Source organism: Neptunomonas marina, assembly GCF_004005935.1.
Lineage (GTDB): Bacteria > Pseudomonadota > Gammaproteobacteria > Pseudomonadales > Balneatricaceae > Neptunomonas > Neptunomonas marina.
Map to the genome: position 1 here is coordinate 959365 of NZ_SACQ01000001.1, position 14316 is coordinate 973680.

17 protein-coding genes are annotated in these 14316 nt (G+C 53.1%); 16 read left to right on the forward strand and 1 reads right to left on the reverse strand.

The genetic code is table 11. The features are described from left to right. Positions 1-4 precede the first annotated feature (4 nt). The 16 genes from EOE65_RS04600 (at position 5) to EOE65_RS04675 (ending at position 13805) form a co-directional block, all read left to right on the forward strand. Entirely contained in the window at positions 5-874 is an 870-nt protein-coding gene (locus EOE65_RS04600; protein WP_127693104.1) for a hydrogenase expression/formation protein, read from the forward strand. Positions 875-885: 11 nt separating this feature from the next. Further along, the gene (locus EOE65_RS04605) at positions 886-1110 is read left to right on the forward strand and encodes a rubredoxin (RefSeq protein ID WP_127693105.1); all 225 of its coding nucleotides are present in this window, start codon (positions 886-888) and stop codon (positions 1108-1110) included. Between the two features lies 1 nt (position 1111). Next, positions 1112-1612 carry a [NiFe]-hydrogenase assembly chaperone HybE gene (gene hybE, locus EOE65_RS04610; RefSeq protein ID WP_127693106.1) on the forward strand — a complete coding sequence of 167 codons (501 nt, stop codon included), beginning with the start codon at positions 1112-1114 and terminating at the stop codon, positions 1610-1612. Then, a complete protein-coding gene (locus tag EOE65_RS04615; protein ID WP_127693107.1) occupies positions 1609-2679 on the forward strand; it encodes a nickel-dependent hydrogenase large subunit in 1071 nt (356 codons plus the stop codon). The genes hybE and EOE65_RS04615 overlap by 4 nt, the downstream gene beginning before the upstream one ends. Then, the gene (gene hypA, locus EOE65_RS04620) at positions 2672-3013 is read left to right on the forward strand and encodes a hydrogenase maturation nickel metallochaperone HypA (protein ID WP_206052606.1); all 342 of its coding nucleotides are present in this window, start codon (positions 2672-2674) and stop codon (positions 3011-3013) included. Before EOE65_RS04615 ends, hypA begins: the two co-directional genes overlap by 8 nt. Positions 3014-3015: 2 nt before the next feature. After that, positions 3016-3900, forward strand: coding sequence for a hydrogenase nickel incorporation protein HypB (gene hypB, locus EOE65_RS04625; RefSeq protein WP_127693108.1), 885 nt, complete (start codon positions 3016-3018; stop codon positions 3898-3900). Continuing rightward, positions 3900-5384: a sigma-54-dependent transcriptional regulator gene (locus EOE65_RS04630; RefSeq protein WP_127693109.1), complete on the forward strand. Its 1485-nt coding sequence runs from the start codon at positions 3900-3902 to the stop codon at positions 5382-5384. Before hypB ends, EOE65_RS04630 begins: the two co-directional genes overlap by 1 nt. An 11-nt stretch (positions 5385-5395) precedes the next feature. Continuing rightward, positions 5396-5689 (forward strand): HypC/HybG/HupF family hydrogenase formation chaperone, encoded by a 294-nt coding sequence (locus EOE65_RS04635; protein WP_127693110.1) that lies wholly within the window; start codon positions 5396-5398, stop codon positions 5687-5689. Continuing rightward, positions 5686-6390 carry a D-sedoheptulose-7-phosphate isomerase gene (locus tag EOE65_RS04640; protein ID WP_127693111.1) on the forward strand — a complete coding sequence of 235 codons (705 nt, stop codon included), beginning with the start codon at positions 5686-5688 and terminating at the stop codon, positions 6388-6390. The genes EOE65_RS04635 and EOE65_RS04640 overlap by 4 nt, the downstream gene beginning before the upstream one ends. Positions 6391-6402: 12 nt before the next feature. Next, on the forward strand, positions 6403-7533 hold the full coding sequence (hypD, locus tag EOE65_RS04645; protein ID WP_127693112.1) for a hydrogenase formation protein HypD: 1131 nt from the start codon (positions 6403-6405) through the stop codon (positions 7531-7533). A 12-nt stretch (positions 7534-7545) separates the two neighbouring features. Further along, positions 7546-8592: a hydrogenase expression/formation protein HypE gene (gene hypE, locus EOE65_RS04650; RefSeq protein WP_127693113.1), complete on the forward strand. Its 1047-nt coding sequence runs from the start codon at positions 7546-7548 to the stop codon at positions 8590-8592. A 353-nt stretch (positions 8593-8945) separates the two neighbouring features. Beyond that, entirely contained in the window at positions 8946-10292 is a 1347-nt protein-coding gene (locus tag EOE65_RS04655; protein ID WP_127693114.1) for a PAS domain-containing sensor histidine kinase, read from the forward strand. Next, the gene (locus EOE65_RS04660; protein WP_127693115.1) at positions 10285-11280 is read left to right on the forward strand and encodes an NADH-quinone oxidoreductase subunit B family protein; all 996 of its coding nucleotides are present in this window, start codon (positions 10285-10287) and stop codon (positions 11278-11280) included. The genes EOE65_RS04655 and EOE65_RS04660 overlap by 8 nt, the downstream gene beginning before the upstream one ends. 11 nt (positions 11281-11291) lie before the next feature. Continuing rightward, a complete protein-coding gene (locus EOE65_RS04665; protein ID WP_127693116.1) occupies positions 11292-12743 on the forward strand; it encodes a nickel-dependent hydrogenase large subunit in 1452 nt (483 codons plus the stop codon). 295 nt (positions 12744-13038) lie between these two features. Further along, positions 13039-13311 carry a type II toxin-antitoxin system TacA family antitoxin gene (locus tag EOE65_RS04670; RefSeq protein WP_127693117.1) on the forward strand — a complete coding sequence of 91 codons (273 nt, stop codon included), beginning with the start codon at positions 13039-13041 and terminating at the stop codon, positions 13309-13311. Further along, positions 13308-13805 carry a GNAT family N-acetyltransferase gene (locus tag EOE65_RS04675; protein WP_127693118.1) on the forward strand — a complete coding sequence of 166 codons (498 nt, stop codon included), beginning with the start codon at positions 13308-13310 and terminating at the stop codon, positions 13803-13805. Before EOE65_RS04670 ends, EOE65_RS04675 begins: the two co-directional genes overlap by 4 nt. Positions 13806-13887: 82 nt before the next feature. On the opposite strand, the gene EOE65_RS04680 is transcribed toward EOE65_RS04675, so the two are convergent. Beyond that, a partial coding sequence (locus tag EOE65_RS04680) for an IS3 family transposase (RefSeq protein WP_127693119.1) occupies positions 13888-14316 on the reverse strand: 429 nt, incomplete at its 5' end.

The window sequence follows — 14316 nt, forward strand, 5'->3', positions numbered from 1 at the left end:
TACGATGCAAAACCCAGATATCCCTCTGCTTAACGTCAACGTACCCTTCGGCCCTGGTAGTCAAGAAGAGGGCGACATGGTGCTGGACTACATGCAGATGCCTTCTGAGATGCACACCTACGATATGCCGGTGCTGCCCGAAGCTGAAGCGGTGGCCGAGTGCCCGCAAACCGTTGCAATATTAGCGCGCTTACAAGAGATGCTTAGCCAGTACAAAGTGGGTAACAAACCTTACGAAATGGTACTTAGCGAGCTGCCCGACAAAGACTTGGATATGCTCAACCAAATACTGGGCGAAGGTGAAGTGGCCGCCGTCGTTAGCGGCACGACGCAGGTGATGATCCAAGAAACGGTGATGGCGGGTGTGTGGCGTTTGCGCTACCAGAATGCCCAAGAAGACACCTTACGCGAGACACTAGAAGTGGCCGATGTGCCCGATATCGTGCGCAAGCTGGCATTTTTTAACAAACGTATCTTAACGGTGAACATTGATGAGCGCCCCGCGAGTGTCTTGAATGCGCCGTCGGTGATGGTAGAGATCGCCGAAAAGTCCCGCTTATTTGAGGTCGGTGAGCTAGAGAGCGCCCATGTGATCAACCTCTCGTTGTTACCCTTCTCGCCAGAGGATCATCAGTATCTTAACGATGCCATTGGTGTTGGCGCGGTGACGATCTTATCCCGTGGTTATGGTAATTGCCGTATCAGCTCCACTAAAATCAATGGCTTATGGCGTGTACAGTACTTTAATAGTACCGACCAGCTCATTCTGGACACGCTGGAGATTACCGATATTCCGCAGGTTGCATGTGCCGCCCAAGAGGATGTCGAAGACTCCACCGAGCGCCTACATGAAATCCGCACAGTGCTGACCTAAGGAGCGCCACCATGCAAGAACACACGCAGTTTGAGGGTAGTTTTTTAGGCGATGCTAGCCGGATTGGCGATGATGCTGTTTTAGAGTGCAAGATCTGCTGGTACCAATACCATCCTGAACAGGGCGATGGGGTTTGGCAGATTCCAGCAGGGACGCCCTTCAGCCAGCTGCCCGAGTTCTGGCGTTGCCCTGAGTGCGATGGCGAGAAAGACCAATTCATGGTTGTAGATAGCTAATATGCAGAGCTTGGTGGCGTTAACGGCATTTTATCAGCAGGCGGATCTGGGGATGCGGGATCTGCCCATCTACAATGCTGCTTTACAGGTTGAAGCCACGCAGGCGCGCAGCTACGGCGATGACGAGCTGGCCGTGGTGGTAACGCCATGGTTTATGAACCTGGTTATCTTTAGCGGCGATGATACGCGTTGTCGCCAGCAGGGTGCTAAGCGAACCTATCAGCTACCTTCGGGCCGCTACGAGTTCACCCAATGTTGGGATGCGTCGGTGGGCGGGTTTGCAACCTGTGCGCTGTTCTCGCCGGTATTAGAGTTTGAGTCCCAACAGGATGTGATGGCGGTGGCCAATGCGGCGCTGGATGCGGTGTTTGATACTCAACACACCGAAACCACCGAGTGGCGACAAGCTCGTGATGCGCAAGTAAAACCTGCCGAGCCGAGCAAGCTGGATCGGCGCGGGTTTATCACCGCTGGCCTAGCAAAGCAGCAGGTTACGCGATGAGCCTTGTAAACCTTGCGGGCGCGATACATATCGATGTTACCCATCAGGCAGGTAAGATCAGCGCGATCGGTATTCGTTCTAGCCGCCCGCAGCAGATCGGTAAGATGCTGATTGGACGCAGCGCTGGCGAAGTGGCCGCGGTGCTGCCCGCGCTGTTTTCCTTATGCAGTGATGCTCATCGTGTGGCGAGCATTCGTGCCTTTGAACTTGCGCAGGTGGCCTCTGCAGATCACCAAACAGAAGCGCTGCGTACGTTGCTGGTGGATATTGAGGCAGCCCGAGAGCGCCTACTGAGAGTTATCTCCCTTACTGGTGTTGGAATCTCTCCCGCTGAGGTGATGCGTTGGCAGCAAACAGCAAGGCAGCATGTATGGCACGCGATTGAGCACGGCAAAGCACTGACAAGTGAGCAAAAAGAGCAGATCTTTAACGACTATACTGACTTAGTTATACCGTTATCTTTAGAGATAAAATCTTGTCAGTGCCCATGGGAAAGCTCCGGTGTTGTCGGCAAATTTATCGCAACAACAGTTAAACAGTTTGCTGAGGTCACGTTAGGTGATGCGCCGCATCCGTTATTGCAACTGGATGATGAGCTACTCAACTCGCTGTTAATTAACGATAATTTTACGCTAGCCCCTGAAATCGCCCATCAATGCCGCGAAGCAGGCGTCTGGCCGCAAATGTGCAATAGCAGTAGCGTTGCTGCGCTTCAAGCGCAGGGTGTTCACCCGTTAGTATTGCGGGTTATGGCGCTGTTACACGCAGCCATTGACTGGCCAACTCACAACAACCAAATAGGGCATCAATTTGTTGAAGGGGCTGCGATAGGGCTCGCGCATGCGTCCCGCGGTTTGTTACTGCACCATTTGGTGCAGGATGAGGGCCAAGTGGTGCAGTATCGTGTGGTATCGCCCACCGAGTGGAACTTCCATCCCCATGGCGTTGTGAGCCAATTACTAAGCGGTGTAGTGGTGGCAGCAGACAAAGTACAAGCGTTAGTGGAGCTTGTGGTTGCTTGCGTTGATCCATGTGTACATAGCGAGATAGAGATCAATTATGCATGAGATGTCGATCGCCGAGGGAATCGTGCAGGTTCTTGAAAATGAGGCGGCACAGCAGAACTATCAGCGCGTAAAACGCGTGTGGCTAGAGATCGGGCCGTTAGCGGCCATTGAGACAGAATCACTGGTATTTTGCTTTGATGCAGTCACCAAAAACACGTTAGCAGAGGGCGCCGAACTGGTGATCTTGCCAACGCAGGGGCTCGCGTTTTGTATGCAATGTACCCAAACCGTCCCGATAAAGCAGCGCTATGATGCGTGTGTTAACTGCGGCAGCTATCAGCTGCAAGTCACGCAGGGGGATGAGATGAGAATTAAAGAGCTGGAGGTTGATTAACCATGTGTACGGTATGCGGCTGTAGTGACGGCAACGTCAAGATCGAGGGGCACCACCACGATCACGACCATCATCATGACCACGAACACCACGATCATGTGCACCATGATGGCCAAGATATCCATTTTGGCCAAGGGCCTGCACACGCCCATGTGACGGGTTTGAGCCAGAGCCGAATGGTGCAGATCGAGCAGGATATTCTCGGCAAAAACGATCAATACGCGATGATCAACCGCAGCCGCTTTAAAGCGGAAAGCTTGTTTGCGTTGAATCTAGTTTCAAGCCCCGGCTCCGGTAAAACAACACTCCTAACAGAAACCATTCAGCGGCTTAAAGGCTCACGCCCCATCGCTGTGATCGAAGGCGACCAACAAACCGCCAACGATGCAGACCGCATTCGCGCAACGGGTGTGAGCGCTGTGCAGGTGAATACTGGCAAAGGTTGCCACTTAGACGCACACATGGTGGGCCATGCGCTGGATAACCTAGCAAGCGAAACGCTGGCCGGTGGCTATCTGTTTATCGAGAACGTGGGCAACCTCGTGTGTCCTGCGGCCTTTGACTTGGGTGAAGCCCACAAAGTGGCGATTCTTTCGGTTACAGAGGGCGAAGACAAACCGCTGAAGTACCCCGATATGTTCCATGCCGCGGATCTGATGATCCTCAATAAGACTGATTTGCTGCCGCATCTGGATTTTGATGTGGAGCAGTGTATCGCGTACGCTCGGCAGGTGAACCCTGAGATTCAAGTGATCCAGCTATCGGCCCGCTCTGGTGAAGGCATGGATGAATGGACTCAGTGGTTAGCTGACAAGCGCCGCCAGATGCTCGAATCCCATATCGCGCAGCTAGAGGCACAAACCTCACATTTTAGGGACCTACTTTAATGACAGCTCGCCCGGTAATTCTCTGCGTTGACGACGAAGTCCGCTCGTTACAAACACTGGAACGCACGCTCGATGAGGAGTTCGACGTCCTCTGCGCGAGCAGTGCCGAAGAGGCGCTTACGCTGCTGGAATCCAATGTTGTGCAAGCGATTTTGTGTGATCAGCGTATGCCGGGCAAAACGGGGGTAGAGCTGCTCACCGAGGTGAGGGAGCGTTGGCCAGAACCGGCACGCTTGATCCTATCGGGCTACACCGATTCGGACGATATTATCCGTGGCCTCAACGATGCCGGTATCTTGCAGTACATCACCAAGCCATGGCACCCCGATAACCTGCTGATGATTCTGCGCAACGCCTGCCAGATGTATCAGCTTCAAAGTGAGAACGACCAGCTCAACTTAGAGATGAAGCTTAGCGAAGTGCAAGCCAGCACACGCGTTAAGCAAAAACGAGCCCGCTTGCAGCAAAGCTTTCAGCTGGATCAGATCAAACGGGCAGAGAGCAGCCCGTTAAATGACATCTGTGAGCAAGCCGCTCAGATCGCGCCGTATGATATTTCGGTGCTCGTCACTGGCCCATCGGGTGCCGGTAAAGAGCTATTTGCCAGAGCATTGCACTACAACAGCTTGCGTAAAGATAAGCCGTTTGTGGTGGAAAACTGCGGAGCCATGCCCGATGAGTTGCTCGCTTCTGAGTTATTTGGCCACAAGAAGGGCTCATTTACCGGCGCGATTAGCGACCATATCGGGCTTTTTGAGCAAGCCGATGGCGGCACTATCTTTCTTGATGAGATTGGCGAGATCACACCCGCATTTCAGGTAAAGCTGCTGCGTGTACTGCAGGAGCGGGAAGTGCGCCGTTTAGGTGAGCATCAGCGCCGTAGAGTCGATGTGCGGATTGTGGCATCCACCAACCGAGACCTGCGCGAAGAGGTGAAAGCGGGGCGTTTCCGCCAAGATCTGTATTACCGCTTAGCTGAGGTCACGCTAGAGCTTCCCACATTAGCGCAGCGCCCAATGGATGTCCCGCTATTGGCTGAGAACTTCTTGGCACACGCCATGCGGGATTTCGATAAACCCGTGACAGGTTTTAGTGCCGAAGCGATGGCGGCCATGCAGCAATACCACTGGCCCGGTAATGTACGGGAGCTTCAAAACGAGGTGCGCCGCGTACTGGTGCTCGCTAAAGGTGAATACTTAACCGCTGATCTCCTAAGCCCCGCTATTCAGCAAACCGAGACCCGTACCGAAACGCAAGAGATCGATCTGCTCGATGGTTTGGATGGCTCCCTAAAAGAGCGTGTCGAAGCGTTGGAGCAGCGCATTCTCAAGGCAACATTGGCGCGCCACCACTGGAATAAAAGCCGCGCCGCCAAAGAGCTGGGCCTATCCCGTGTAGGGCTGCGTTCAAAACTCGAGCGCTACGGTATGGAGCGGGCTGATCCCGCATCTGAGAGCACCCAAACAAACGAACACACAGAGTAAGAGGCAGAGTTATGTGTCTTGGAATTCCCGGTCAGATCATCGCAATTGTTGATGCGCAGGAGCAAGCAGGTCTCGTCAATGTATCGGGCGTCAAGCGCGAGGTTAACTTAGCTTGCGTAGCACCAGAAGATGGCGATTGGAACGTGCTGGTTGGCCGCTGGACACTGGTTCATGTGGGTTTTGCTATGAGCTTGATCGATGAAGAGGAGGCCCAGCGCACCCTTGAGATACTGGCAGAACTTGGCGAGCTACAAGAGGAGTTAGCGGCGATGACCAACACCGACACTGGGCAGGTTTCGCCATGAGCCAAACAGATAACAATGCGCTCTTAAATGCGCTCTATCCCTTTATGGCGTCCGATGCACCGGCTAAACCAGTGGACAAAACCGCTGCATTGCAAGAAGCCGTGGCGCAAAAGGTGAGCCAAAGCCAAGCCGTCAAAACCCGCTTTTTCGCAGACAATAGCGACAAACTAATCGCTATTGCAAAGCTCATCGCCACTAGCTATCAGCAAGGTGGCCGCCTGCTAACCGCTGGCAACGGCGGGTCGGCCTGTGATGCTGGCCATTTAGCGTTGGAGTTTATGCACCCTGTGACCGCTGGCCGACCTGCCTTACCGGCCATCAATTTGAGCCAAGATAACGGCCTGATGAGCGCGGTGGCTAATGATGTGGGCTTTGAGCATGTGCTGGTGCGCCAATTGCTGGCACTTGGCAGTAGCAAAGATACTCTGGTGGTGTTCTCTACCAGCGGTAACTCCGCCAATATCAGCGCCGCCTGCCGTAAAGCGAAAGCACTCGGTATGAGCGTTGCTGCCTTCAGTGGTATGGACGGTGGAGAGCTAAAAGCACAGACGCTCACTGATCAGTGCCTTATTGTCGAGACCGACAGCGTGCACCGTATTCAAGAGTGCCATCTCGTGGCGTATCACGTGCTGTGGGATCTGGTACACACCTTACTCGCCGAAAGCCGCGGCAGTATGGCCTCTGCTAACACCTCACAATAACGGGGCAATCCGATGAAGTTTGTTGATGAATTTCGTGATCCAGAGATGGCGAAAAACGCCCTCGATCGTATCCATGCTCTCGTCAAAGAGATCCCTAAAGCGCAGCAACAGCCGTTGCAGATTATGGAGGTGTGCGGTGGCCATACCCACTCTATTTTCCGTTACGGCCTTGAGGAGCTGCTGCCCAAAGAGATCGAGCTGGTGCATGGCCCCGGTTGTCCGGTGTGTGTGTTGCCGATGGGGCGCGTGGACGACTGTGTCGCCATTGCTGAGCAACCCGATGTAATCTTCACCACATTCGGTGATGCGATGCGGGTGCCCGGCTCCAAAAAGAGCCTACAAGACGCAAAAGCGGCGGGTTGTGATGTACGCATGGTCTATTCGCCGATGGATGCGTTAAATATCGCCCGCCAACATCCTGATAAGCGCGTGGTGTTTTTCGGCTTGGGGTTTGAAACCACGATGCCGAGCACCGCGTTAACGATAAAGCAGGCAGAGAAAGAGGGGATTGAGAACTTCTATCTCTTTTGTAATCACGTCACGATCATCCCCACGATCAAAGCGATTCTCGACTCCCCTGATATGTATATCGATGGTTTCTTGGGGCCTGGCCATGTGAGCATGGTGATTGGCGAAGCGCCGTATCGCTTTATCGCTGCTAGCTACCAGCGCCCGCTCATTATTGCGGGGTTTGAACCGTTGGATGTGTTGCAGTCGTTGGTGATGTTGCTTGAGCAGCTACGTGATGGCAAAGCCGAGATCGAAAATCAATACAAGCGCATTGTGCCAGATGGCGGAAACCACGCGGCATTGAAGGCGGTGGGGGAGATATTTGAGCTGCGAGAATTTTTTGAGTGGCGCGGTTTAGGCTCAATTGACCATTCGGGTGTGCAGATTAAAGCAGCATATGCGCGCTTCGATGCCGAGCGCGAGTTTGCGCTGCCCAACGTCAATATCGCTGATCCGAAATCCTGCCAGTGCGGCGAAGTACTTAAGGGTGTGATCAAGCCTTGGCAATGCAAAGTATTTGGCAAGCAATGCACGCCCGAAACACCGCTGGGGGCGCTAATGGTCTCCACCGAGGGCGCCTGCTCAGCCTATTACAGCTACGGCAAAATCAACCACCAACAGCTCGACCGATAATAAGGTAAACCTATGACCACTCCAAAACGAACCCTGAAAGCCACGCATATCACCATGGCCCACGGCGCAGGCGGCAAGGCGATGCGCGATCTTATCGAAGATGTGTTTGTTGGCAGCTTTGATAACAGCCACCTCAACGCTTTGGAAGATCAGGCCCGTATCGATTTGGCCGAACTACAAAGAGACGGAAATAGAATTGCCTTTACAACAGATGGTTATGTCGTTGATCCCATTGAATTTTTAGGTGGTAATATCGGCGCTTTGGCGGTTAATGGAACGGTGAATGATCTTGCTGTTTCTGGCGCTATTCCAAAATACCTGTCGTGCAGCATGATCCTTGAAGAGGGGTTAGAGGTTGCTCAGCTGCGCCGTATTGTGGACTCGATGCGAGCGGCAGCCGATGCCGCAGGTGTTGCTATCGTGACAGGCGATACCAAGGTGGTGCCAAAGGGAAAAGGCGACAAAATCTTTATCAGCACCACCGGTATTGGCGTGATCCCCGAGGGTATTGAGATCTCAGCCAGCCGCGTGAAGCCCGGCGATAAGGTGATCGTAAACGGTTGGGTTGGCGATCACGGCGCAGCGATCTTAAACGCCCGTGGCGACCTTGCCCTTGATGTTGAGCTACACACCGATTGCCAACCCCTGCATGAGCTAATGCAAGTGATGCTGAAAGCCTGCCCGGATCTACATGCCGTGCGCGATGCATCCCGTGGCGGTGTTGCGACGGTGGTTAATGAGTTTGCCGAGACCTCTGGCGTCGCGATTCGTCTTTACGAGAATGCTGTACCGGTGCGCACTGAAGTGCGTGGTGTGTGTGAAATTCTTGGCCTAGATGCACTCTATTTCGCGAACGAGGGCAAGCTAGTGGCAGTTGTGCCAGCCGCAGATGCTGATGCTGTGCTAGCAGCCATGCAAGCTCATCCTGCAGGTAAGGAAGCGGCTATCATTGGTGAAGCTTACGAGGGCGTTGCCGGGCGTGTTGTGGTGCAAACAGGTTTTGGTGGCGAGCGGATACTGGATATGCTGGTTGGTGAGCAACTGCCGCGCATCTGTTAAAAAAGCCGGGCCTAAAAGGCCCGGATAAAAGCTCGAATACGCCGTCGCGTATCTGTGGGTGAGGGCAGTGCACTGTGGAGTAGCACACCACCTGAGACAAGATCTGGACCGTAATCCCAAAGTAGAGGAAATGCTCACAACGGAAAGCGCTGCAGATCTAAACGAGATTTAGCAAACGCAGTGCCAACTCTTCAGAAAATTTTGAAAACCACGCTATATGGCGCCTGCAAGGCAAATACGTACGAAAGCTCTGCGCGGTTACACATTGAATCGTGCTAATAAATGCACCAAAATGGTTAGCTGTGTTCCAAAGTGGAAACCTGATAAGCAGCAAGATCTAACCGAGAACTGTTATGTCTGATATCACACCTGACATCGTATCTTTTAACGACCCAGAAACGCTGAACACGGATGATGCGTGGGTAACGGTTATCCGCAAGATGGATGAAGCCTATGCGGATCTGGTGCGTACACAGGTGGAAGTTGAGGAGAAAAACACCCAGCTAGAGCAGGCACAGAGCTTCTCGAACAGCATTAAAGATGCGATGAACGATGTGCTGATCGCTTGTGATCAACGCGGCGTTATCGAAAGCACTAACCGCGCGCTGGAAAGGCTCACCGGCCTCAGCGAAGCGGCGCTTGTTGGGCGGCCTTTCTCTGAGTTTCTAGGCGAACCCTGTATCGAGAAGTTCCAACAACTTAGCGCGACGCTAGCGCAAGAGCCAGTGCGCGATTGCGAGGTGGAACTTATCAGCCCCAATGGCCACATGCCGCTATCGATCAACTGCTCCCCGCGTTTTGACCACCGTGGCCGCTTGCTAGGTATGGTGCTTGTGGGCCGCCCGCTAGGCGAGCTTCAACGCGCTTACAAAGAGTTAAACGAAGCTCACGCCGAGCTCAAGCTTGCGCAAGAGCGGCTGGTGCAGTCCGAGAAGATGGCCTCGCTTGGCCGTTTGGTGGCCGGTGTTGCCCACGAGCTAAACAATCCCATCAGCTTTGTGTATGGCAACATGCACGCGCTAGAGCGCTACACCGAGCGCTTAACTACCTATTTTGATGCCGTTAATGGTGGCCATAGCCGCGAAGAGCTGCGCCAAATGCGCGAACAGATGCGCCTTGATAAGATCATTCGTGATCTTGGCTCTTTGGTGGATGGCACCAAAGAGGGGGCTGATCGGGTTAAAGAGATCGTTGATGACTTACGCCAGTTCTCCTCCACCCAAGAGACCGAGAAAGCGCCGTTTGATCTGGTACACGTGGTAAAAAGCGCTCTGCACTGGATTATCAAAGAATCCAAAACTGATACACAGGTACTGCAAACGCTGCCTGAGCGGCAGTGGGTGCTTGGCCATGCGGGCCAGATTCACCAAGTATTGGTCAACTTGGTAGATAACGCCGTTGATGCGATGCAGAACAGCACACAGCCCGTCTTGACTGTCGAGATGGTGGTGAAAGACGCCACCGTGCATCTAACCTTGCGTGATAATGGCCCCGGTATCTCCGATAGCTCGTTGCCGCGTTTGTTTGAGCCCTTCTTTACCACCAAGCCCGTTGGTAAGGGCACAGGGCTTGGGTTATCGATCAGCTATGGCATCGTTTCGCAGCATGGCGGCGAGCTTGGCCTTGCTAACCACCCCCAAGGCGGTGCTGTTGCCCATATGACGCTTCCGGCAGTCAACGAGGAGGGCGAACATGCTTAACCTACTTTGGCTGCAATCCGGCGGTTGCGGGGGCTGTTCGATGTCGTTGCTGAATGCCGAATCACCTAATCTATTAGCGCTCTTAAAAAGCGCGGGTATCAACTTGCTCTGGCATCCATCGCTCAGTGAAGAGACCGGCACCGAAGTTGTCAGCATCCTTGAGAGTATTTTGGCCGATGAAACCACACTCGATCTACTTTGCATTGAAGGCGCGATGCTGCAAGGCCCCCACGGCACCGGCAAGTTCCACATTTTAGGCGGTACCGGCATCCCGATGATCCATTGGGTGGAAAAGCTCGCCGCAAAAGCGGCCCATACCATCGCGGTTGGTAGCTGTGCAGCATACGGTGGCATGACCGCAGCAGGCGCTAACACCCCCGATGCAACCGGCCTACAGTACGATGGTGAAATCGCCGGTGGTTTGTTGGGCGATAACTATCGCTCTGTTAGTGGCCATAAAGTGGTGAATATTGCAGGTTGTCCGGTTCATCCGGGGTGGGTGACCGATATGCTGGTCAGCATCGCCCTTGATGAACATGACGATACCCAGCTAGATACCTTTGGCCGCCCACGTATGTATGCCGACCACCTGGTGCACCACGGCTGCAGCCGTAACGAGTTTTACGAGTATAAAGCCAGCGCCACAAGCGCAGGGGAGCGGGGCTGCATGATGGAGCATATGGGCTGCCTTGGCACGCAAGCTCATGCCGATTGCAACACCCGCCCTTGGAATGGCGGGGGTTCTTGTACCAGCGGTGGTTATGCGTGTATCAACTGCACCGCGCCAGAGTTTGAAGAGCCGGGCCACCCATTCACCGAAACGCCCAAGGTGGCAGGTATCCCTGTTGGACTGCCAACAGATATGCCGAAAGCGTGGTTTGTGGCGCTGGCATCGCTATCCAAAGCCGCAACGCCTGAGCGGCTCAAGCAGAACGCAACATCTGAGCAGTTGATCTACCCACCCACCACCCATAAACGCAAACCCTAAGAGGCCCAGAGATGAGCAAAGTACTAGTGGGGCCCTTTAACCGCGTGGAGGGCGACCTAGAGATTACGCTAGAAACCGCCGACAACCGCGTGAGCGAAGCGCGTGTGAACTCGCCGCTTTATCGCGGCTTTGAGACCATGCTGGTTAGCAAAGCGCCTTACGATGCCATGGTGTATACCCCGCGTATTTGCGGTATCTGCTCGGTTAGCCAATCGGTGGGAGCTGCACGCGCATTAGCCGATATCAGCCAGCTAGAGATTCCAGAAAACGGCCAGCTATGTACCAACTTGGTACTTGCGAACGAAAACATGGCGGATCTGCTCACCCACTTTTACCTCTTTTTTATGCCCGACTTCGCGCGCGCGAGCTACCGAGGCCAGCCTTGGTTTACAAACGCAGAGGCACGTTTTAAAGCGGTCAAAGGCACTGCACACCAAGAGGTGCTGCCGGCACGCGCAAAGTTTCTCAATCTGATGGGCATACTGGCAGGGAAGTGGCCGCACTCGTTAAGTATTCAGCCCGGCGGCACCGCAAAACCGATCGAGCCACAAGAGCGTATTCGCCTACTAACGCTATTGGGCGAATTCCGCAGTTTTCTAGAGCAAACCCTCTTTGGCGATGATCTAGAGCGCATCGCCGAGATCAGCAGCACAGAGCAGCTACAGCAGTGGTCAGAAGAGGCTGATTGGCAAAGCTCGGATCTGCGCCGTTTTCTGCATATCAGCCAAAGCCTTGAACTAGACACATTAGGCCGCGCCACTGATCAGTTTATGTCTTACGGCAACTACCCCTTGGATGGCACGGCGTTTTTTAAACGCGGCACCTACTTTGGTGATCAAGCCGGAGATTTAGCCGTTAGCAGCATCACCGAAGATGTTAGCCACGGTTGGATGGAGAGCGATACACCACGCCATCCCATCCGCGGGCGCACCGTGCCCACACTACAAAACGAAGAGGCCTACAGCTGGTGCAAAGCTCCTCGGCTGGGCAACCAAGTGGTGGAGGTGGGAGCCATCGCCCGCCAAGCAATTAACGGCAATCCATTAGTCATGGACCTTATCGCCAAGCAGGGCGCCAATGTGCATAGCCGTATTGTGGCAAGGCTGCTTGAACTGGCGCTTGTAATCCCGCAGATGCAGCGTTGGGCTAAAGCGATCGACCCGAGCGAACCTTTTTGCAACACCGCCAAACTCCCCAAAGAGGGCGAGGGCGCAGGCCTGCTAGAAGCCGCCCGCGGATCCCTTGGTCACTGGGTAACATTAGAAAACGGCGTGATCAAAAACTACCAGATCATCGCACCCACCACGTGGAACTTCTCCCCCCGCGATGCCAACCAACAACCCGGTGCATTAGAGCAAGCGCTGGAAAGTACTCCTCTTGATAGCGAAGAGGCCGCCCAGTCTGTTGCTGTACAACACGTTGTGAGGTCTTTTGATCCCTGCATGGTCTGTACGGTGCATTAGTTATAAGTGACGAATTTAAAGAGTATTCACCTAAAACGTTCTCTGAGCGTCGAGAAGTGCCAATATCCCTACAGAAAAGTCTAAAGATGGTGGCGCAGTCGGCCATGTAACGGGCTGGCAACGCACTACCACTAAACGCAAACACAACAACCGTAACCACTGCGGCTCAGTGGGGTTGGAAACGCCGTGTGTCGACAAGTCTCTCTTTATGTGCCAAAGTGGCACAGGTTTGCTTCTTGATTACTTTAACACCATAATGCCCATGTGACAGTTTGACACAACAGGAGATATGACTATGGCAACGCCTTTGCCCCGCATCACCGCTAGAGTTGATGTCGATACTCAAGACTTACTCACTAAGGCTGCGGCTCTCGCCGGAATGTCTAGTATCAACTCATTTGTTTTGAATGCAGCTATCGAAAAAGCACAACAAATCATTGAACGTGAGCAAGCTCTAAAGCTCAATCAAGCTGATGCCGTATTGCTGATGGAAGCTCTTGATAATCCAGCGGTAGCCAATGCGAAACTCAAATTGGCGTCAGAGCGTTATGAGAGTAAAACCCAATGATAAATACGGTACTTATCGATAAAGATAAGCACGATAGGAACCGTTTCAATTGTGGTATCGAAGCCCTCAACAATTACTTAAAAGTAATGGCGAGTCAGCAAGCCAAGAAAGACAACACCAGAACTTTTGTTTTAGAAGATGATAATAACAGTGCTTATATTATCGGATTCTACACACTGACGATGACACCAATTGACTTGACAGCATTGCCGGACAAATTACAAAAGAAACACCAATCGTCAACGTCAGGTGGTCTCATTGCTCGCTTGGCTGTCGATGAGAGATACAAAGGGAAGGGCTTTGGCGAGTGGCTGCTTATTGATGCGCTGCGAAAGCTACTAGCAGCCAGTGATAGCGTCGCGTTTCCTGTTGTTATCGTTGATGCCAAAGACGGCGCAAAACGCTTCTATGAGCGCTATGGGTTTCAAGCGTTTCAAGATGTCGAAAACAAACTCTTCATCACCATCGCCGATATAAGAGCGAGCTTAGGCTAGTTTTCCGTTAGTCTTTAGCATAACGCTTCAAGAAGAGGCGCGAAGCATGATCTTCCCCCGAAAAAGTGGACACCACTTTCGCTTACGCCGTCATAGCTTCATATTCGACCGGACTCTGGTAATTTAAACTGGAGTGCAATCGAATTCGATTATAAAAATGCTGGATGTAACCAACCAACTTATCCCTCAAATGCATCTCACCAAAGAAGCTTCTCCCTTTGATGAGCTCACCCTTTAGCGTATGGAAGAATGACTCCATTTCCGCATTATCTGTGCAGCAGCCCGGCCGGTTTGTACTCGCATGCATGCCGTGCCGATTCAGCACCGCCTGGAACTCGTGAGCACGATACTCAACGCCCCGATCCGTATGGAAGATCAAACCCAGTGGCGGCTTCCTATTCCGAATGGCCATCATCAGTGAGGACTTTGTTAACGCCACTGTTTTCCGTTTACCTAAAGACCAACCAACAACCCGTCGCGAATACAGGTCTATCACAGCAGCCAAATACAG